24 protein-coding genes and 1 riboswitch are annotated in these 21107 nt (G+C 33.8%); of the genes, 6 read left to right on the forward strand and 18 right to left on the reverse strand.

All coding sequences use genetic code 11. The features are described from left to right. Positions 1 to 28 precede the first annotated feature (28 nt). Positions 29 to 1291: a threonine ammonia-lyase IlvA gene (gene ilvA / locus PB01_RS07860; protein ID WP_151702005.1), complete on the reverse strand. Its 1263-nt coding sequence runs from the start codon at positions 1289 to 1291 to the stop codon at positions 29 to 31. 327 nt (positions 1292 to 1618) lie between these two features. On the opposite strand from ilvA, the gene PB01_RS07865 reads away from it, so the two are divergent. The 4 genes from PB01_RS07865 to PB01_RS21280 all read left to right on the forward strand — a co-directional run bounded on the left by PB01_RS07865 (position 1619) and on the right by PB01_RS21280 (position 4093). Beyond that, positions 1619 to 2167, forward strand: coding sequence for an NADPH-dependent FMN reductase (locus PB01_RS07865; RefSeq protein WP_151699696.1), 549 nt, complete (start codon positions 1619 to 1621; stop codon positions 2165 to 2167). A gap of 231 nt (positions 2168 to 2398) precedes the next feature. Then, positions 2399 to 2998: an imidazole glycerol phosphate synthase subunit HisH gene (gene hisH / locus PB01_RS07870; RefSeq protein ID WP_151699697.1), complete on the forward strand. Its 600-nt coding sequence runs from the start codon at positions 2399 to 2401 to the stop codon at positions 2996 to 2998. Between the two features lie 12 nt (positions 2999 to 3010). Continuing rightward, positions 3011 to 3784 carry an imidazole glycerol phosphate synthase subunit HisF gene (hisF, locus tag PB01_RS07875; protein ID WP_151699698.1) on the forward strand — a complete coding sequence of 258 codons (774 nt, stop codon included), beginning with the start codon at positions 3011 to 3013 and terminating at the stop codon, positions 3782 to 3784. Between the two features lie 135 nt (positions 3785 to 3919). After that, positions 3920 to 4093 carry a hypothetical protein gene (locus PB01_RS21280; RefSeq protein WP_225986204.1) on the forward strand — a complete coding sequence of 58 codons (174 nt, stop codon included), beginning with the start codon at positions 3920 to 3922 and terminating at the stop codon, positions 4091 to 4093. A gap of 725 nt (positions 4094 to 4818) precedes the next feature. On the opposite strand, the gene PB01_RS20940 is transcribed toward PB01_RS21280, so the two are convergent. The 14 genes from PB01_RS20940 to PB01_RS07945 all read right to left on the reverse strand — a co-directional run bounded on the left by PB01_RS20940 (position 4819) and on the right by PB01_RS07945 (position 16216). Further along, entirely contained in the window at positions 4819 to 4980 is a 162-nt protein-coding gene (locus PB01_RS20940) for a hypothetical protein (protein WP_225986205.1), read from the reverse strand. 178 nt (positions 4981 to 5158) lie between these two features. Beyond that, a complete protein-coding gene (locus PB01_RS07885) occupies positions 5159 to 5287 on the reverse strand; it encodes a YjcZ family sporulation protein (protein WP_151699699.1) in 129 nt (42 codons plus the stop codon). 525 nt (positions 5288 to 5812) lie between these two features. Further along, on the reverse strand, positions 5813 to 5947 hold the full coding sequence (locus tag PB01_RS07890) for a YjcZ family sporulation protein (RefSeq protein WP_151699700.1): 135 nt from the start codon (positions 5945 to 5947) through the stop codon (positions 5813 to 5815). A gap of 366 nt (positions 5948 to 6313) precedes the next feature. Continuing rightward, positions 6314 to 6940 carry a sporulation-specific diadenylate cyclase CdaS gene (cdaS, locus tag PB01_RS07895; protein ID WP_151699701.1) on the reverse strand — a complete coding sequence of 209 codons (627 nt, stop codon included), beginning with the start codon at positions 6938 to 6940 and terminating at the stop codon, positions 6314 to 6316. Positions 6941 to 7618: 678 nt separating this feature from the next. Continuing rightward, positions 7619 to 8278 carry an HAD family hydrolase gene (locus PB01_RS07900; RefSeq protein WP_151699702.1) on the reverse strand — a complete coding sequence of 220 codons (660 nt, stop codon included), beginning with the start codon at positions 8276 to 8278 and terminating at the stop codon, positions 7619 to 7621. Positions 8279 to 8380: 102 nt separating this feature from the next. Then, complete coding sequence (locus PB01_RS07905) at positions 8381 to 9022, reverse strand: spore coat protein (RefSeq protein WP_151699703.1); 642 nt, start codon at positions 9020 to 9022, stop codon at positions 8381 to 8383. Between the two features lie 173 nt (positions 9023 to 9195). Further along, positions 9196 to 9780 carry a branched-chain amino acid aminotransferase gene (locus tag PB01_RS07910; RefSeq protein ID WP_151699704.1) on the reverse strand — a complete coding sequence of 195 codons (585 nt, stop codon included), beginning with the start codon at positions 9778 to 9780 and terminating at the stop codon, positions 9196 to 9198. Further along, entirely contained in the window at positions 9777 to 10343 is a 567-nt protein-coding gene (locus PB01_RS07915; RefSeq protein ID WP_151699705.1) for an SLOG family protein, read from the reverse strand. The genes PB01_RS07910 and PB01_RS07915 overlap by 4 nt, the downstream gene beginning before the upstream one ends. A gap of 148 nt (positions 10344 to 10491) precedes the next feature. Then, positions 10492 to 11685 (reverse strand): CaiB/BaiF CoA transferase family protein, encoded by a 1194-nt coding sequence (locus PB01_RS07920; protein ID WP_151699706.1) that lies wholly within the window; start codon positions 11683 to 11685, stop codon positions 10492 to 10494. A gap of 27 nt (positions 11686 to 11712) precedes the next feature. Then, entirely contained in the window at positions 11713 to 12846 is a 1134-nt protein-coding gene (locus PB01_RS07925; protein WP_151699707.1) for an alpha-hydroxy acid oxidase, read from the reverse strand. A 12-nt stretch (positions 12847 to 12858) separates the two neighbouring features. Further along, complete coding sequence (locus PB01_RS07930; protein ID WP_151699708.1) at positions 12859 to 13635, reverse strand: enoyl-CoA hydratase/isomerase family protein; 777 nt, start codon at positions 13633 to 13635, stop codon at positions 12859 to 12861. A 14-nt stretch (positions 13636 to 13649) separates the two neighbouring features. Further along, a complete protein-coding gene (locus PB01_RS07935) occupies positions 13650 to 14321 on the reverse strand; it encodes a methionine ABC transporter permease (RefSeq protein WP_151699709.1) in 672 nt (223 codons plus the stop codon). Next, positions 14318 to 15337: a methionine ABC transporter ATP-binding protein gene (locus PB01_RS07940; RefSeq protein ID WP_151699710.1), complete on the reverse strand. Its 1020-nt coding sequence runs from the start codon at positions 15335 to 15337 to the stop codon at positions 14318 to 14320. The genes PB01_RS07935 and PB01_RS07940 overlap by 4 nt, the downstream gene beginning before the upstream one ends. A gap of 60 nt (positions 15338 to 15397) precedes the next feature. After that, entirely contained in the window at positions 15398 to 16216 is an 819-nt protein-coding gene (locus PB01_RS07945) for a MetQ/NlpA family ABC transporter substrate-binding protein (protein ID WP_404815108.1), read from the reverse strand. A gap of 94 nt (positions 16217 to 16310) precedes the next feature. Further along, a riboswitch (SAM riboswitch) is annotated at positions 16311 to 16423 on the reverse strand. Positions 16424 to 16575: 152 nt separating this feature from the next. Between PB01_RS07945 and PB01_RS21285 the strand changes: the two genes are divergently transcribed. Both PB01_RS21285 and PB01_RS21290 read left to right on the forward strand, forming a co-directional pair. Further along, a complete protein-coding gene (locus tag PB01_RS21285; protein ID WP_225986206.1) occupies positions 16576 to 16824 on the forward strand; it encodes a PCC domain-containing protein in 249 nt (82 codons plus the stop codon). Between the two features lie 105 nt (positions 16825 to 16929). After that, complete coding sequence (locus PB01_RS21290; RefSeq protein ID WP_225986207.1) at positions 16930 to 17082, forward strand: hypothetical protein; 153 nt, start codon at positions 16930 to 16932, stop codon at positions 17080 to 17082. A 444-nt stretch (positions 17083 to 17526) separates the two neighbouring features. On the opposite strand, the gene PB01_RS07955 is transcribed toward PB01_RS21290, so the two are convergent. The 3 genes from PB01_RS07955 to PB01_RS07965 all read right to left on the reverse strand — a co-directional run bounded on the left by PB01_RS07955 (position 17527) and on the right by PB01_RS07965 (position 21103). Further along, positions 17527 to 18690: a pyridoxal phosphate-dependent aminotransferase gene (locus PB01_RS07955; protein WP_318837527.1), complete on the reverse strand. Its 1164-nt coding sequence runs from the start codon at positions 18688 to 18690 to the stop codon at positions 17527 to 17529. A gap of 165 nt (positions 18691 to 18855) precedes the next feature. Beyond that, the gene (locus PB01_RS07960; protein ID WP_151699713.1) at positions 18856 to 20022 is read right to left on the reverse strand and encodes a site-specific integrase; all 1167 of its coding nucleotides are present in this window, start codon (positions 20020 to 20022) and stop codon (positions 18856 to 18858) included. 73 nt (positions 20023 to 20095) lie between these two features. Further along, a complete protein-coding gene (locus PB01_RS07965) occupies positions 20096 to 21103 on the reverse strand; it encodes a helix-turn-helix domain-containing protein (RefSeq protein ID WP_151699714.1) in 1008 nt (335 codons plus the stop codon). Positions 21104 to 21107 lie beyond the last annotated feature (4 nt).

A 21107-nucleotide genomic window follows, 5' to 3' on the forward strand; every position in this document is an offset into this window, starting at 1 on the left:
ATGTCACAAGTGTTTGTATGAAATATACTTAAATTAAAAGTTCGAAAAGAGTACTATCTTTGTTTACTTCTTTATAAGAAAAACCATTCTCAGTCATTCGAGAAATAAGTGCCAAATAATCATTACTATGTTTCAATTCAATACCTACTAATGCAGGACCACTTTCTTTATTATTTTTCTTGGTGTACTCAAATGTTGTAATATCATCGTTTGGACCTAATACTTTATCTAGAAATTCTCGTAACGCCCCAGCTCTTTGAGGGAAGTTTACGATGAAGTAGTAGAGGAGACCTTCATGCATTAAAGACTTTTCTTTAATTTCTTGCATTCTACCGATATCATTATTTCCACCACTAATAACACATACTACTGTATTTCCTACTATCTGGTTTTGATAAAAATCAAGCGCTGCAATAGAGAGTGCACCAGCTGGCTCAGCGATAATTGCATGTTTATTGTACAAGTCTAAGATGGTTGTACATACTTTTCCTTCTGGAACGAGTACAATTTCATCTATATATTTCTTGCAAACTTCATAGGTGAGATTCCCTGCGCATTTTACTGCTGCTCCATCTACAAATTTATCGATAGTTTCTAAAACAATTGGGCCATTATTTTCTAAAGCTGCTTTCATACTAGCAGCACCCGATGGTTCTACACCAATAATTTTTGTTTGAGGTGAGAGATTTTTTATATAAGTAGAAATCCCAGATATTAATCCGCCGCCACCAATACTACCAAATACAAAATCAATTGGTTCTTCAATATCATTCATAATTTCTACTGCAACTGTTCCTTGTCCAGCGATGATATCCCGATCATCAAAAGGATGGATGAACATTCGATCTTCTGCTTCTGCATAAGCTGTCGCGCTTTGTGCTGAATCATCAAATGTATCTCCAGAAAGTATAATTTCAACAAACTCACGACCAAACATTCTCACTTGATCAATTTTTTGATTTGGTGTAGTGAGGGGCATAAATATCTTGGCTGTTATTCCTAAATGTGCGCAAGCATAAGCAACGCCTTGTGCATGATTACCAGCACTAGCACATACTACTCCTTTCTTAATTGCATCATTCTCAATTGACTTGATTTTGTAATATGCACCTCTCAGTTTAAAAGAGCGGACATGTTGTAAATCTTCTCTCTTAAAATAAACAGTACAATTGTACTTTTCAGATAAATATTCGTTTTTTTGCAATGGTGTGTGGACTACTACATCTTTTAAAAACTGATGCGCAATTAGCACATCTTCTACTTGAATTAATTTCATATCTGCTACTTGCATCATAATATTGCTAACCTCCAATATATTAAATATTCATACATTTTAACACACCACAGTGGTAAACTACCATATCTATTTAGATAATTCTAAAATATGTAACAAATCAGAAGTCTAGAATTGTTACAAAGTTGTTACTGGTGCCTGGCACCAGTAACGCTTTTGTAACAATCGATTCTATTAAAATACTCGATTTTTTTGTTGAAATTTTTCTGAGCAATGTATAAGCATAATTTTTAGACTTAGTGGTATACTACCAAATGTGATATTTTGTTAAAATTTATTAGTATTTTATTAATTAAATGGAATTGGAAAGAGGAGAAATTACATATGGCAATTAAAGTAGCTGCAATAATTGGAAGCAACAGAAAAGAATCTTATAACTTAAAGCTTGTAAAATACATGAAAGATCGTTATGCGGAACAATTAGATATCGAAATCGTATCGATTAATGACGTAGAAATGTTTAGTGCAGATACTGAAGAAAATCCTCCAAAAGGTGCTATGGATTTTAAAATAAAGGTTCGCAATGCAGATGCAGTTTTATTTGCAGTACCAGAATACAACTTCTCTATTCCTGGTGCTTTGAAAAATGCGATTGACTGGATGTCTCGTAGTGGTCATGACATGAAGGACAAGCCAACTTTTATCGTTGGTTCTTCAATGGGCGTACTAGGAAGCGTTCGTGCACAAATGCATTTAAGAGAAATCATTTCAAACCCAACACTACAACCAAAATTGCTTCCAAATAATGAAGTTTATATTGGTGCAATTCATACAAAAATGAATGAGCAAAACGAACTAACAGACGAAGGTACAATCGGTTTTCTGGATTCAGTAGTAAATAATTTCGTCGAATTTTATAACAAAATAAAATAATTTATTGTTTTTAAACAAACAAACATGAAAAACGTGAAATTCACGATTTTCATGTTTGTTTTAATTTTCGTGAATATCACGAATAACACGTTTGTTTTGGTGCCTGGCACCTGTAATATACATGTAAAATAATCAATAGATGATTTTAATGTGCTAGTGTACTAAAGTTTTTGTTTTGTTTTTTACTTTTAGATGGCATAATAAAATCATACTAAAAATGGAGGCAAGAGCATGATTGGCATAATAGATTATGGAGCAGGAAATTTACATAGTGTGTTGAAAGCAATTGCTCGTTTAGGTTATGAAACTAAACTCATAACGAAATCAACAGATCATGATGAGTCGATTACAAAATTAATATTACCTGGTGTTGGGAATGCAAAAGTCGCCATGGATGTGTTAAATGAATCCGGTTTAAGCGATTATTTAAGAGATCAGGTTGCAAAAGGAACCTCTCTATTAGGTATTTGTTTAGGGATGCAGCTACTTTTGGAATCAAGTGAAGAAGGCAATGTGGATTGTTTAGGTTTTCTGAGAGGAACGGTACCAGAGTTTAAAGAGTACTCAGAAAAAATACCACATATGGGTTGGAATCAAGTGAATGATGTTCAACGGCATTTTTTGTTTAATGATATACCTGACAATACAGATTTCTATTTTGTTCATTCTTATTTTGCAAAAACAAGGGATGAAAAAGATGTATTGGGTTCGACCAATTATGGTATTGACTTTGCAAGTGCAATTGGTAATCAACAAGTAATGGGCGTGCAGTTTCACCCAGAAAAAAGTGGGAAGTATGGTATTCAATTATTAGAAAATTACTGTAAATGAGGAGTAATATAAATGCTTAGAAAAAGAATAGTTCCAGCAATTGATGTGTTGAATGATAAAGCGGTGAAATACATACAGTTTAGAAATCCAACTATTATTGGGGATCCTGCAGAGCTGGGTAAAAAGTATACGGAAGATGGAGCAGACGAATTAATTTATTTAGACACAACTGCTTCATTGAAAAATCAAGATTTAAAAATTGAGTGGATTCGCAAAGTGGCAGAACAGGTATTTATCCCATTTTCAGTTATAGGGGGTGTACGAACAATTGATGATTTTAAACGTTTACTTCGAGCGGGGGCTGACAAAGTAGGTGTAAATTCTGCGGCAGTTCAGAGACCAGAGTTACTTCGAGAAGCTGCTGAAATTTATGGTAAGCAATGCGTTGTGTTAGGATTAGATGCTATGCCTATTTACAATGATGAAAACGAAATTATTCGTTGGGAAGTATACACACATTCCGGCCATGAAAAAACTGGAATGGATGTTGTCGAATGGGCACAACAAGCAACAGAACTTGGCGCAGGAGAAATCATTTGTACAAGCATCCATAAAGACGGTATGAAAAATGGTTATGATGTAGAGTTGATCAAATTACTTTCTGAAAAAACAAATGTTCCAATCATCGCTTCAGGTGGAGCAGGCAAGCTTGAGCATATCGAAGAAGTATTTACAGATGGAAAAGCAGATGCAGCGCTTGTTGCTTCCATGATTCATTATGGTGATTACACAATTTCTGAGATCAAATCTTATTTACAAAATAAAAACATTAATGTTCGATTCTAAACTTTATAGTAGATAAAAGGATTTGCCGAAAAGTTACTATTAACTTTTTAGATCACACGATCTTATGAATATTTTGAAGGTGATTATTCATTGAATGTAGAATATAGTGTCACAATAATTCCTAAGGAGAACTTTATGACAAATTGGGATGAAACATTATTACCTACTTCTCGTGGTATCTTTAAAATTTTCATAAAAGGAGTGGGTGATCCTGTTTGTGTGACTCATAACTATTCAGAAATTAATGAGACTGGTGATTATTTTACAGATAGCTTTACTAAAACACATAAAGTATATTTAGTGAATTGAAGAGAATGTGGAAATCGGAAAAAGCTTATGAGCGTTACGAGCTTAGTATGAGAAACAATTTTTTTATTTAGAAGCAATACGTACTGCGCTAGGTTTTGGATAACTGGTTTTGCAGGACATTCAACCGGAGGTATGCTTGGGAAAATATATGGTATATAACTTTGTTGTAATTTAAGATACAAAGTTATCGTTGGAGCAGCGGTAAGAAAATATATGACTTTTTCAGATAATTGCATATATAATTATATCACCTTCAATTTACCTGGATGAGCTTTTGGAAATCTTGAAATGTCCGGATCTCTCGGAGAAGAATAGAAAAGAACTTCACTTTCTTTAAACAATCCAAGCAAATATAATAAATTATTCTCGAAGAATACCCATAAAAAAATGTCTGCAATTAGAATGGATTTTTTTTGCTCGAGAATTGCATATATTTGATGTTACAAAGAAATTGCAGCTTATTTCCACGCCAACGTTAACTATTTGTGGAAAACATGATGTAAAATCATCACTACCCGTTTTTAGAAGAGGCAGAAATGTTTAATGCGGAAGTAAACATATTTTTGAAAAGCAAATGATAATTAACATTAACTTATCGAGATGAGGTCTATCAAAATTTTCACCTACAACATTGATTAACAAATAGAAGAACAAAGTTGTAGGTGAAGGTATGAAAAGGTATCAATTGTGTGATATTGAGGTACTAATCACTATCTAGGTTTATTTTATATTAAAAATAGAGTTGCGATTAAGAAGACAGGCAAAAATATTCTTCTAAAACGATTGCGTATAAACATACTTCTTCCCGGAACAATGCCATTTATCATTCCGATATGTCTTCTACCCATTCTTTCTCTTACGACAACCCGACTTCCCATATTTCTCATTACAAACGAATCCATTGGATCCGCGCAAAAACTACAACCTTATATTGATAATCGAATATTTCTTCATTCAAAGTTCCATAATAAAAAGCAGATTGCTTGAACCTGCCCTTTATCCTTACTATTCGTGGTGGTAGTATTCAATGAAGTAAAAAATCAAATATTATTTAACACATAAAGATTAGTAAGTCTTCATAAAAGAAGCACCTACGATGATAAGGAGAATAAACAATACGACAATCAATACAAAGCTAGATCCTGTGTTGCTATAGGATCCACCGCCATAGCCACCTTCATTTCCATAGTTCATATATTTCCACCTCCTATATTGAGTTTAAGGATTACTAGATTACATCCTTAATATTAATTTATGTTACAAGTTTGAATTGACTTGTACTAATGTGTTAGGAATTGAGAATTTGTTTGACTTATTAATTGAGATAATTAAAGTAAAAGGAAAGCATAAGATGAAATGTTATTTGGCTAATTTGAAGATAATGTCCAAAAGAGAGAAGAGTAAACGGAAAAACATGTGGAGAGTGGATCCCGACAGGTTTTGTGATGAGTTTGAATCTAACATTGTATGGAACTCTAGAACTAAATAGTAACTTCATTTTTCCTTGTGGTTAACTAATAAAGACCTCATAGAAAAAAATGATGCTCATCACAAAATATTCCAGATCTTATTTGAAGCATACAAATTAGTAAACACATATAGAAGGATTGCCAATATTGATGAAGTAAATTGATTCCATCAACTATCCTAATCCTCTAAGAAAATCAACTTCCAACTTTGATTAATAGTATTTTTGAAAGAATTCTTTTACTATTCTTCTTAACTATTCCACATTGTTGCTCCTACAATGATAAGGAGAATAAACAATACAACGATTAATACAAAAGATGAACCCATGCCATTATAACCAGGGCTATAGTTTTCGCCACAGCTACCGCCATATCCATTACCCATATATTTTCACCTCCTATAATAAATAGTAAGGATTACTAGATTACATCCTTAATATTATGTTATGTCAAAAATATGAATGGCTATAGACGAATCGGATAAATTTCAAAAAATATTTTCATGTTTAATAAAAGCGATAAAATGTTTTGATATTCATTAGAAAATTTGAAGAATGCATTATCTGAGAAATCTAATTTCTAGTAATAGAGCCTTTTCTAACTGGTGATGGAAAAATATCTTAACTAAAGTGGAATGGCTTATATATTTAATCGAAAAAACCTGTGTTGAGAAAGTCTCGGCAGGTTTTTTGGTTGGAGTTTAGTTTAATATGGTATCCTGAATCTTAAACCAGGCTTCAATATTTTGAGTTTAGACTAATAAAGAACTTGTTGTAATAATAGGGTGGAGCTCACCGTCCATAGCAAAAGAAACTCTTCCAGTTTCTTCAGAAACAACGATAACAAGAGCGTCACTTTTTTCAGATAAACCTAATGCAGCACGATGACGTGTGCCGAGTTTTTTTTCGCCGACAACTACGTTCGATAAAGGGAGGACATTTGCTGCAGAAAATATATGATTACTACGCACTAAAACAGCCCCATCATGAAGAGGATTTCCGGGATAGAAGATGGATTCTAATAATGAATGTGTTAACATAGCTCCTATTGGAGTACCGGGGCGTATGAAAGAGTCCAGATAGTTTTCACGTTCAATCACAATTAGAGCTCCATGTCTTTGATTAGAAAGATGTTGGACAGAAGTAGAGATATCAAAATATTTATCAGTAAATGGAGACAAATAACAGTTTAAATAAAATGATGCTGCAATAGCTTCTGCTTTTTCAAATTGTTCTTTGATGATAGCAAGTTTTCCTAATAGACAAAAGTTATCTTCTTCCAATGTTTTTAAGCCAATATTAACCTCAATCGAAATGCTTTCTAACCCTTTTTTTAATTTTTCTTTTAATGGTGAAAAATCACAATTACTCTTATCCACACAAATACACCTCGTTCCAATAGTTTGTATTATGGTAACAAATGCATCCAGACATATAATTCTCTTTGAAATATAGTTTACCCTGAACTTAGTAATTGATTCTTTTTGTATTTTTAAGAGAAAAGTTGAAAAAGAACCTACTCATATTAATTTTGAGCGGTATTACTTTCTTCACATGTGTTTAATATAATAAAGTTAATCAGAACGTAAGGGGAAATCTTGCATTGCATTAATTTTAATGTAACGTTAAAAACAAATAAATTTCCAGTAATCAAAATTTACACAAAGAAAAATTCCTTTATAATGGATAAGTTCAGGTGTAAACCTGTCCAAATCCACTAATAAAGGAACTAATCATGGACATTAATATACGAAAAACATTTATTGTGCAATGGTTTTCACCGATAAATGTTCAACTTTTTTAAGAAAAAGTGAAAATAATCTTCAAAAGTTATTATTCAAAGTGAACTAGTTATTGGGGGAAAAAGTGCACATTACATATACAATATTGATCCAAGTGCAGTCATTGATACAATCAAAACTTTGATTAATAAATGAATATAAGGTTTACCAATTATCTCGGTTCTAAAGTTCGACTTGGAAGGGGACCCCATATTATTTGGAGTTCCCTATTTTATTGTATAAATTTCAACATGAAAATGTAATAACACCTTTTGATTAAATAATCTCCCAACCACGGTCTTTTGCGACACTTCTCAGTTTATCTTCTGGTTTTACTGCAATGGGATTTCCAACTAGATTCAGTACTGGTAAATCAGAGTAACTATCCCCATAAGCATAACTGTTTTCCCAATCAATTTGTTTACCGTCTAAAGCTTCTATAATATTTTTAGATTTTTGTGTACCATTCACATGGATAATACGAGTTTGCGTATCCACTCTATTTTCTTTATAAGGTATATCTGTGCCAATAATATGATCAAAAGAAATTCCTGTTGTAACACGATTTAAAAATTGTGTATAAGCACCTGAAACAAGTAATATATGTATGTTTTCGGATTGATGCTTTTTAAGTCTTGAAAGAATCTCTTGATTAAAATGTTGTTGCATTTTCTCTTTTAGTTCCTCAAAATAAGCATCCATTTCAGATGTTGATAATCCTTCAAAAGCTTTTAAGTATAATTGCATCGAAAGTTCTTTCATTTTTGAAGTTGGATAAAGCTTTAGTTTATTCGCAATATAAGGTGGAACGATTGCTCTGTAAAAACGATTGTAATTTGAACGGTAAATGGGATGTTCTTTCAAATGATTCATGAGCAGTTTGAATGTTTCTTTTTCATACAATGTTCCATCAAAATCGAAAATTGCTACTCGCATGTCTATCACCTTTTCTTTCAATAAGTACTTAGGTCAAATTATACGTTAATTTGTGGAAGAAACAATAAAAACTCGTCCCTATTGATTAGGGACGAGAAAAGTTTATTGTACTTTATTCATCGTTTGTCCTTGAACAGGAGTGAAAGAATTGAGCAATGCCTGCATGGTTTGCTGATCTAGTTGTGGAACTTGGTAGTAGTGGTGTTTGTTTTGATAAATTGAAAGTTCATAAGCCATTTCAATGCAGTTTGGTATGGAATCTGCAAGAACTCTACGAACGACTGGATTTGTAGTTTCTAAAGCTGCAGAAGTTTTAGTTGTTGCAGAAGTTTTAGCTGAACCAAGTAAATAACCGGAAATCATTTCATCTGAAATTTCATTAGCGTTTTGCATTGGCTTTTTAGGTTGTGAAGCTTTAATCCCGTAAATAAAGTCATTACCCGTTTGCATTTTATAGCTTGAAGTTGGGTGAGAAGGGTCTTTTCCTGTTTTGAAAGATTCGACAATAATATTGTATTCATCTACTCCAAATGTGTATTGACGATCTAACATACTAAGTAATTCTTGGTCTTTAACATGAGGACGAAGTATCGTTTTTAAATTTAAACCAGCTACCACACAAGATAAAACTTCGTGAACATCAAATAATTCGTGCCCACCATGATTCATTTGTTGAGCAACATTTCCCGTTTGCATATTTTGATGCGTTTGACCTTGAGCTTGACCAAATGGGTTTTGAGTCATTTCAAATTTTCCTCCTTATAGAAAATGTGATGAAACATCCTCGTTAGTTTGGCAAGTTTAAGTGAAGTTATGCATGATGATTACAAGTGCCAGGCACCAAAACATACAATATAATCGTGAAATTAAAAACAATCATAAATGTTTTATTATTCATGATTGTTTCTATAATTGTATTAATTTTCGGTTGCTTCGACCAAAGAAAAGGTGAAGGAGAATAAATGATGCAAAGTTTCTTCCAACGTAAAATCTTCGCTAAAGTCTTTCAAATAATTTAAAGGAAGATTAACTTCCCATAATCCGTCTTCTCCCGAAAACATTAAGCTATAGTTCATGAGTTCAGTGTGAAAGTGTTCGTTTAGATAGTCGCGTAAAGATGGTCCAAATTTCTTTTGAAGTGCTAAGCCAAACATAGCAGTGTATACTTCAAATACTTCATCAAATTCTAATGCTATAGCATCCACATTAATGACATCAAAATTATCAGATTCCAAATACAAATACTCATTTTGTTTTTCTTTAAAGTAAGCTATTGGAGATTTCAAAAATTCTACTGTATCTTTAGAAACAAGCTCATCTGTTTCTTTATTGAATCGTTCGATATTTGCCTTTGAAAATTGCTTGTTTTTATCTATCAAAACGATATTTTGTCCATCTGCAAGTAACGAGTGTTTTTCAGCATATTGTTTTTCTTCTACTAATAATTCCACATCATGACCATTTGCTTCTTCGATCTTTTTAATTATTTTTTTTAATATCATAAATAATTATTCCTCTCTTCTTCTGCGATTTCCTCCGCCATTAGTTGAAGGTCATATGCATCGATGATAAAAATTGAGTAATTTTCTTTTTCAGCATATTGTTCTGCGAGTTTTTTCGTGTATTTCGGAGAACCATCATTTTCTTCATCATATACGATAAGAATACCATCCGAATTTCGGAGAAAAAACTTGTTTTTCTCAATGAATTGCCAAGGTGCCTCGTAAACTTTTTTCGTGAGACTTGTTTGATAATTAGCATGAGATAGTAAAGCCCGATATTTTTCTTGTTTCAGCTCATTCCAATTTTTCTCCTGTTCTAAAAATGGAGTAATAATCGCATATTTTAAATTAGGATATTCTTCTTTCATTTCCAAAACAAGCTCTGCTGTCCATGTTTCGATACCTTGTTGCCCGCTTAATATAATCCATTCTAATCCTTCATTGATCAAAGCAAGTAATTGATTTTTAATTGCTTTTTTTATGATGGGTATTCCTGGATGAGAATCGTTAAATATACCTAACTCATGTGCTTTATAACCAGTTACTACTAATCGTTTTACCATTTATTATACCTACTTTGTTTAACAACTACAGTTTATCATAACACTTTTCCGTCACTATATAAATATACATCACATTAGCCCCCGATAGAGCTAGGAGAATTAAGAAGAGTTTCCATAATAGTAAAGACCGAACGCTTTTGCATTCGGCCTAATTATTAAACACATTATTTGCGAACAAATCATTTATTTCTTTTTCTGAATAGCCTAGCTCTGTTAACACATCTCTATTATGTTGACCAAGAAGAGGGGCAGGGTTTTTAAATTGAGCAGGTGTTTCTGAAAGTTTAGCAGGAAAACCAAGTGTTTTCATTGCACCAGCAACTGGGTGGTCGTATGCTAAGATCATGTCTCGAGAAAGAATATGTTCATCGGATAATGTCTGATCGTAAGAATAGATAGGACCAGATGGAATACCATGTCTATCTAGTAGATCAAGCCAGTATAAGGAATTTTGCTCTTTCAAGACACTTTCTATCTCTATTTCCAATTCATCCACATGATGTGCGCGAATAGAATTTGTTAAAAAACGCTCGTCGACTACCCATTTAGGTTTATTTACAACATGTATGCAGAATTTTTCCCAAAGTTTCTGATTTGCTGCTCCGATTAAAATAAAACCATCTTTCGTTTTGTAGCCTTGATATGGAGCGGATACTCTATGAGCAGTTCCATTTCGACGAGGCACTTCTTCTTTACCAAAATAGGCTGCCGCTTCCCATACCGTCCACGCAAGTCCAGAATCCACTAAAGACACATCAATATACTGGCCAATTCCTGATTTTAGCCGATGAATATAGGCAGCTAAAATAGATTGAATAGCCGTTTGAGCTGCAGCAATGTCATGAATAGCGATACCCACTTTCACCGGTTTACCTTCACGCTCTCCGGTCATATCGATTATACCTGAAAGGCCTTGTGCCATTATATCAAATCCACCTTTTTTCTTGTAAGGACCGGTTTGACCATAACCAGAGATAGAGCAATATATTAGACTAGGATTAATCGCTTTCACCGTCTCGTAATCTATTCGGAGTTTCTTCGTTACCCCAGGACGATAATTTTCAATAAAAACATCTGCATCTTTTATCAGTTTATATAGAATTTGAATGCCTTGGTCCTTCTTTAAATTTAGGCAGATACCACGTTTATTGCGATTGACCATCATATACATATAGCTTTCTTCATTAATATATGGACCCATAGAACGTGTATCATCGCCTTTTGGAAACTTTTCTACTTTGATCACATCTGCACCCATATCACCGAGTACCATCGTACAATAGGGACCAGCAAGAACTTGCGATAAATCGATTACTTTTAATCCTTTAAGTGCTTGTTCCATTTCAAAAATACCACCTTTAATTTACCTTTAGTTTCGAACTATTTTCAGTTTGCGAACTTCAGCAAGATTTCTGGCACCACTTAAAGAAATAGAAACTTTTGTTTCTTGCAAGAAATTTTCCAATACTCTTTCAACTCCGTCTTGCCCGCCATTTGCCAGACCCCAAACAAATGGGCGTCCTATGCATACGGCGGTAGCACCTAAAGCTAAAGCTTTCACTGCATCTGAACCCCGACGAACACCACTATCAAATAAAACAGGGATTTTTCCTTTTACTACTTCTACAATTTCAGGAAGCGCATCGATGCTTGCAATAACTCCATCAAGTTGGCGACCACCATGGTTTGATACGATAATCCCATCTAGTCCTTTTTCGATTGCAATTTTTGCATCTTCCGGATGAAGTATTCCTTTTAATAAAATGGGTAAATCTGTTCTTTCTCTTAACTCTTCAATATCGGTCCAATTTAAAGTTGGATGATAGATGTTTTCTATCATACTTTTTATAATAGAACCTTCCGTTTGATCTGGAAGAGCAGCCATAAAAACAGGGTCAGTTGAGTAATTACCTTGGCCTAAACCACGCTTGAGAGGAGAGAACTGATTTCGAACATCTTCTTCACGCCAGCCAAGCATCACCGTATCGACGGTTAATACAATTGCCTCATATCCAGCAGTTTCGGCTCTTTTCACCATGCTAAATGCAATTTCCTTGTTTTGAGACCAGTATAATTGGAACCACTTAGAGCTTCCTTCCGTTGCTGATGCAATTTCTTCGATAGAGTAACTAGAAACAGTACTTTGAATATACGGATAGCCAAACTTTGATGCAGCTTTTGCAACAGCTATTTCACCATCTGCATGTGCAATTTTATTTACCCCAACTGGCGCTATAAAAAGGGGGTGAGGGTATGTATGACCAAGAATAGTAACTTCCGTATTTAATGTTGAAACATCCGTTAAAAAACGAGGGACAATGGAATATTTTTGAAATGAGTTTGTGTTCTTTCGATACGTTTCTTCTCCTCCAGCAGAAGAGCGAATATATCCGAAAGAGCCAGCATCTAAGTTTTCTTTAGCGGTTTGTTCTAATTCCTCATAATTTAAGGGGTATTTATCATTTGAATCAATATTTTTTAACAGTAAATCATTCGCTGACATGTTGTTCACCCCTTAAGAAAAGTTAGGCTTTCTTTTTTCTAAAAATGCTTGGATTCCTTCTTTATAATCTTCTGAGCTAAACGAGTCTAAGATAAGTTGTTCCATTTCATTTGTTTCTTCGTTTTCACCGTCGATGATTGAATGAATGACTTGTTTAATCCCGTTGTTTGCTACAGATGACTTGCTAATTATTGCTTCTGCAAATGCTAGACATTTCTCTTCAATCTCTTCTATTGAATATACGTAATCGATTAAACCTATCTCTTTTCCTTCTTCTGCAGAAATAAGCTTGGCGGTATATAATAATTCTTTTGCTTTTGACGGACCAATCAAGTTAACCAAACGCTTAGTGCTTGTTAAGTTGTATATAATTCCTATATTAGATGCAGTTATCCCAAGTTTGCTTCCAGTAGTAGCGAATCGGAAATCACAGGAATTAGCTAATTCTAATCCACCTCCAATTGCTAGCGTCTTGATAATTGCAATGGTCGGTTTTGGAAAACGATATAACTTCTCAATCGCTTCCAGGGTTGCATCATTATAAGTTTTTGCTTTTTGTGCTGAGAAGCGATTTTCGAGAAACTCCGAAATATCAGCTCCTGAAGAGAAGGCAGATTCATCTATGCCTTTTACTAGTAACAGTTTTACTTGTTGATCTGTTTCTAATTCCTCTAAAATTGTACCAAGCTGTTTAAACATAGCTAGAGTAAATGAATTCTTCTTTTCTACCCGATTAATAATGATGGTAGCGACGGAACCGCTTCGCTTCACATATAATTCTTTTGTCATTTGTAAACCTCCTATTAATCTTTCTTCAGTCTTGCAGCTAATCTGTTTCCTATGGATTGAATGCTTTGAACGAGGACAATTAATATAATCACAGTTGCATACATTACATCGACTTCATACCGTAGATGTCCAAAACGGTATGCTAAATCCCCAAGTCCTCCTGCTCCAACCATACCTGCCATAGCTGTTGCCCCTATCAAACTGACTGTAGAGATCGTTAAGCCTAGAATAATAGAAGGACGAGCTTCTCGCAGTAAGACGTGCCAGATAATGGATCTTGTTTTGATTCCCATTGCAGTATAAGCTTCGATAACTCCATTTTCCACTTCGAGTAAAGCTGATTCCATTAATCTAGCAATATAAGGAGCAGTATAGATGACTAATGGAACAATAACTCCTTTGACTCCGATAGTAGTGCCAACAATCAATTTAGTAAACGGAAGAATGAAAAATAGTAAGATAATAAACGGGATCGAACGAAGGATATTTATCAATAGATTACTAAGTTGATATAAAAACTTGTTTTGTAATGACTGACCGGGTCTTGTTAATACGATTAAAATTCCAAGAGGAATACCTATTAATATCGAGAAAAATAAGGAAATTCCAACCATTTGAAATGTTTCTATAACCGATTTTCCGATGATAGGTAACCATTGGTCTGTAAACTGCTCGAATCTACTCATGATTGACCCTCCAATTCCTCAGTGCCTACGCCATGTTCTTCAAGGAAATTAAGTGCATTTTTCACTTGTATTTTATCTCCAATTAAATGAATAACAATGTTTCCAATTATGCCGTTTTTTAGTTCAATAATATTGGCTGTTAATATATTAGGTTGCACATTAAATCTTTGACTAACTTCTGCAAGCAATGGTTTACCAGTACTTTCCCCGACAAATGTTAAACGGGTAACAGCACCAGTTACATTTAATTGTGAAATTAAAGTAGATGATAAATTACGCTGACTAATTGTATTTAAAAACTTTTTAGTAGTAGGGTGAGTGGGCTTAGTAAATAGATTAACAGCAGTATTTTGCTCTACAACTTCACCATTTTCCATTACATATACATGATCACAAATTTTTTGAATAACATTCATTTCATGCGTGATGAGTAATATAGTTATTCCTAATTCTTTATTGATTTTTAATAGTAAATCTAAAATGGAATCAGTTGTTTCAGGATCAAGCGCACTAGTTGCTTCATCACTCAATAATATTTCCGGTTCTTGTGCAAGTGCTCTAGCTATAGCAACACGTTGCTTTTGACCGCCAGATAATTGAGTTGGATAGTTTTGATGTTTGTCTGTAAGACCAACAATCTCTAGATATTTTTCCACTCTTTTTTTTACTTCGGCCTTATTATATCCAAGAAGTTTTAAAGGGATTGCGATGTTATCGTATACAGTAGCGGTTTTCAAAAGATTGAATCCTTGAAAGATCATTCCTATTTTATTGCGTATTTCACGTAATTTCGGAAGGGGAAGAGAAGTTGCTTCGATGCCATTGATAAGTACTTTTCCTTCTGATGGTTTTTCCAGTAAATTTACACAGCGTATTAGTGTACTTTTACCGGCACCGCTATATCCAATTACACCGTGAATTTCACCTTTTTTTACATGTATATTTACTTTGTTTACTGCTTTCACAATTCTATTTTTGCTGTTAAATTCTTTCGATATATTTTCTAAAATAATCATGATTTGACTTCCTTTCTAAAGAAAACGCTACCGAAATCGGTAACGTTTTCAATTCATTTACTAATCCCAGCTAGGTATTATAGAGCCTTTAAATTCTTCTTCAATTAATTTTTTTACATCTTCTGATTGATAAGCTTTTACAAACTTCTTAATCGTCGGATCATCTTTATTTTCAGCACGAACGACAATATAGTTTACATATGGTGAGTTAGTTGATTCTAGTAGAATGGAATCTTCTTTAGGATTTATGCCAGCAGCTAATGCAAAGTTTGTGTTAATCGCAGCGGCATCTACTTCACTTAATTGATTTGGAATTTGTGCAGCATCTAATTCAATAAACTTTAGATGTTTTGGATTTTCTTCAATATCGTAAATAGAAGCTGTTTCTTTTTTATCACCTTTAATTTTGATAAAGCCATTTTCCTCTAAAATATACAATGCGCGTGATCCATTTGAGGGGTCATTTGGTAGACCAAAAGTAGCGCCATCAGGAAGTTCATCAAAAGACTTATATTTGTCAGAATAAACGCCCATTGGGTTTAATACTGTTTTTCCTACCGGAACAAGATTCGTACCATGGTCCTTATTAAATGCAACTAAGAATGGTTCATGTTGATAGCTATTTGCATCTAAATCGCCTTCTGAAAGCGCCGTGTTTGGTAAGATATAGTCGGAGAAAACTTTTAATTCAATTTCCAGTCCGTCTTTTGCGGCAACTTCTTTTACCTTTTCCATGATTTGTTCTTGAGGACCTGCTGTAACTCCAACTACCAATTTTTTTTCGTTCAATGCTTTATCACTCGCACTAGAACTGTCACCACATGCTGCAAGGGCACCAGTTAAAAGTATGGTAGATAAAAGTAAACCAATTTTTTTCATTTTCATTCCTCCTAATAGTTATAAGAAATGTTGAATAAATATAAAAGCCTCTCCTTCAAAAGAAAGAGAGGCACATAAAGTTTCTATTAGTCCTCTCTTATCTTCCAAAACATAATGTTTTGCTGGATTTAGCACCTTTCTACATAAAAACATGTAGGTGGTTGCCGAGCTTCAACGGGCCAGTCCCTCAGCTACTCTTGATAAGAGATATAAGCTATTAAATTGTCTTCAGCAGTTCATGAAATTTAATTTACTACACCAACTCACTAAAGTCAACATATTTTTTCTAATTGAAATTTTCTATTTTTGTTGTCTATAGTTAAGAACAATAAATAAATATACGAGGATGATAGATTCATATGACTCATATAAGGGTGAATTATGCAACTGGGCAGGTTGGAAAAACAATTGGTGCAAGATTAATTTACGGAACGGATTTACTTGAAGGAATCGAGGAGTTATGTAAGGAGAATGACATTAAATATGCAAGTATTATTAGCTGTTTTGGAAGCTTTCAGCGAAGTGTTTTTGTCTACTTCATTCCTACTGAAAGCTCAAAAATTGGAGTCGTATATAATGATTTAGTAGTCAAGGAAGGACCAATTTAATTTTTGCAAGGAACCGGAGTAGTGTGCTGGAGAGGAGGGAAGTACTAAACGAATATTTACGGTACTATATGTGACCAACAAGGTAACATATTTGGAGGACATTTTGTGAAAGGGGAAAATCCTGTTATCACTGTAGATCTAATATTTGCAGAAGTGATAGGGATGGAATTTCATCGAAAGTTTGATGATGAAAATGGGGCAAATCAATTTTATCCTGTGGAATCTACTAAACATTCACCAAATAAAATGGATAAGTAAATAAACGGCTTATGAATAATGTAAGTCGGGCTTGACTATCGTTTTGAGTAGACACCATTTATGCGGAAAAATCTAATTGTAGCAAATAACTAAAAGATTGTTACTATCAGTTAAATTAGTCGGACAACAAGACATTAGATTATATTATATAAAGTTGGTTCAAGAGAAATAGTAGGTAGTACATTGAAAAAGAATCGCTTTTAAAATAGTAGGAAAGTATCTAAAATCTCATTAACCAAACCTAATGTACCATGTCTCTACATATTTCAAGAGGGCGAGGGAGAGACGTCCGCCACAAGATTAACGAAAAAAATGGATTGTGAAGTGACACAGTAACTTCACAATCCACAAAAAATCCACCGGTAATAGTGTTGCAAATGTTTAGTTCAAAGCACTCGGTAATTGGTGATGACCAGGTGCACTTAAATGGCGCTTTCGTTTTTCTTAAAACAACTGCAGTTTTTCTATTCGGTTGATCGCTTCAACCAAACGATCCTCATCTACTAATAAACCAACACGAATATAACCTTCTCCGTATGTACCAAAACCATTTCCAGCTGCAACTGCAACATCTACCTTCTCCAGTAATAAGTCCGCGAACTCTTCACTTGTGTATCCTTTTGCGACAGGAAGCCATGTAAAAAACGAGCCTTGAGGAGCTTTCACATCCCATCCGATTTTGGAACAAGCTTCCACTAATGCGTTTCTTCTTCCTTCATATAACGCGACCAATTCATCTACACATTGCTGGCTTTCGTTTAGGGCGGAAGCAGCCGCAGATTGAATAGCAGGGAATAGACTTACAAATAAATGATCCTGAATCATATTAATTGCCTCTATCATTTTAGGATTACCGACTGCAAAACCAATTCGCCATCCAGCCATATTATAAGTTTTTGAAAGGGTATACATTTCAATGCCCACGTCTTTTGCACCTTCTGATTGTAGAAAACTAACTGGTTTGTTATCATCAAAACCGATTCCTCCATATGCAAAGTCATGAACAATAGCAATGTCGGATTCCTTTGCAAGGGCAACTGTTTCTTCAAAAAATTCTTTCGTAGCAGCGGCCCCTGTTGGGTTATTTGGATAATTTAAATACATTAATTTAGCATCGATTTTTTGTTCTGCTGTCAATTTGCTGTAATCTGGTAAATAATTGTTTTCTTCCAAAAGAGGCATTGTATCGAAACGAACATTTGCTAGTGCTACACCTGATAAATAATCCGGATAACCTGGATCTGGAAGTAACATTAAATCGTTTTCATTCATCATCGCGAGTGGTAATTCCACAAGTCCAATTTTTGTTCCAAACATAATCGCTACTTCTGTATCTGGGTCAATTTTTACATCATATTCTCTTTTATAAAATTCTGCGGCTGCCTGTTTTAATTCGTTAATTCCTCGAAAAGGGGAGTACTTATGTGACAGCGGATTTAAAGCAGCATCTTGTAATGCTTTTACGATATGTTCTGGCGTCGGTTGATCTGGATTTCCTTGACCTAGATTAATCACATCTCTTCCTTCCGCGACAGCACCAGATACCTTTTGAACTAATGTCGCAAAAAACTGAGTAGGTAAACTTTTTAATCGATTTGAAAATTCCATGTACAATACCTCATTTTCATAATAGTTGCATAGATTAGACAAATTTTTGTTCTTGTAAAAATACTATAGACCTTAAAACGTTGATTAAACAGGCTTTTCAATGACATTTTAAGGTCTTTTAGGACCTATTAGTATTGAACTGAATACCAAATTGAATACCAAATATTAAAAGTTGACGTATTTAGCGAATTTTTCAGCAGTATTATCTTTCATTTTTTGAGTGACATGTGTATACACATTCATGGTTGTTTTTATATCAGTGTGTCCTAAGCGATCCTGGACATCTTTTATACTTGCTTCAGCTTCAAATAATAATGATGCATGAGTATGTCTAAAACCATGGACAGTGATTGAAGGGAGGTCATATTTTTTTATTATGCTTTTAAGCTGATAATTTGGATAGATTGTCGAATGAAAATCATTCATGGCTCTTTTATCTGTGGATGCTAGTATAGGTTGGTTCTTTTGGAATGTCGTATTAATACCATACATTAATAACAGTTTAGCTTGCGTTTTCTTCCATTTTTCCAGCACATCAAGGGTATTATCATCCACACTAATTACACGCTTAGAATGTACTGTTTTTGGTGTTTGAACGTTCCTAGTAGAATGTTCCGTTTTAGCAAGTGTTTTATTGAATCGAATAGTTTTTTCCTTGAAATTAACATCATCCCAAGTTAAAGCTAAAACTTCGCCTTTTCTACCGCCAGTAAAAGCGAGCAACCTAAATAATACATAAATTTTCATTTTCTCGTTTTTTTGAATGATGTTTAAAAAATGTTCTAATTGCTGTTTATCGTAATAATTTTCGAGTGGTTCTTCCTCTTCAACTTTTTGCACTGGCTTAGGCATAATTATTTTAGTCATAGGATTTTCGGTTATGACTTGTAATGTAGTAGCATAGTCCAGCACCATTTTTACATAGTTTCGATAGCTTCGATAATTTTTGTATTGCTTGGACCATTCATTTACGACCTTTTGACAATGAGAAGTTGTAATTTTATCAATTAAAAGAGATTCGAACTTAGGGAGAATAGCAGTCCTAAAATACGTAACTGTAGTATTCACGGTGGAAAGTTTTACGGTGTGTCGATAGTTCTCTAGCCACAATTCATACAACTCTTTAAATAGCATCTTTTTATGTGTTTTAAAGCCGTTTGCTTCTATATCAACTTCTAGCCTAGCTAATGCAAGTTTCGCTTCTTTGGTGGAGTTAAAACCACGTCTAGTTGTTCGTTTAGGTTTACCAGTAAGAGGGTCGGTACCAAGATATACGTTAAACATATAGGCGGTAGATCCGTCTTTTTTTGTGTATTTTTTTATAGTTGTCATTATGTTCTCTCCTTGTATGTCCGGGCAAGGGCAATTATAAGGGAGAATAAACGTGTTTTTATTAATTCTATATCTAAGAATTGTTTTCCGAATCATTAAAAACGAGTTGTAATATTTGCAGGGCTTTTTGTTTTTCTTTTTCTGTAAGTAAACGATTATTTATTGATATGTTTTTATTAATAAATAAAAGGTTTTCTATACTAAAAAAATTATTAGATACCTTCTCCCAAATTTGAGAGTCATCATTGCTATGGTCCAAGCTTATTTTTGTTTCGTTATCCATTAGGTAATCAATGCAAAAAGTCCACTTTTTTTCCTTTCTATCCTCTTTCATTAAGATCCCATTTGAAAATGATTTGACAGTTTTAACAAGCCCTTCTCTTTGCATCTTGGATACTTGTTGCTTTGAATACCAACTTACTAATTCTCCTACGTTTAAAAGAAATCCAATTTGTTCACTTTTTTCAGTTAGTAAAGGGTAGCCTTGAATTAAACTATTCTCATTTTTTAAATATTCATCTTTATCAACATCTAAATCGTGGGCCATTTCATCTATTGAAATACCTCTGTGAAGTCTAAGTAATTTTAGATAGTCACCTATTGATCCAAACGTATAGAAATTTTCAATCAAGAAATCAGTGATTGTATCTTCTTCAAGCGTTTTAATATCACCTATTTTGCTAATTTCCTCAATACTTTCTTTTCTTAACTTCACTAAGTCATTACTTCGAGAGATATATTTCCTATCCGAATTACAAATAAAATCCAAAATAAACTCTTTTTTATCATTGAAAGATAATTGTTTAATCATTGTCGTAATAAAGTTTTCATCTAATCCATTTTCTTTACTCTCTTTTGTCATATATCCAGCCTTGACCATTAATTCAAAAAAATCGGCTCTTAAGGATTTAGATAACTTTCCTAACACATCTGCAGAGGGTTTAAAATGTCCATTTTCTATTTGTGAAATATATCCTTTTGAAACACCACTTTGTTTTACTAATTCATTTATTGATATTCCTTTTTCATTTCTAATTCTTCTTATATAATCACCGATATTTTCAGGCACATTGTTTTTCATCAAG

This window comes from Psychrobacillus glaciei (assembly GCF_008973485.1).
GTDB lineage: Bacteria > Bacillota > Bacilli > Bacillales_A > Planococcaceae > Psychrobacillus > Psychrobacillus glaciei.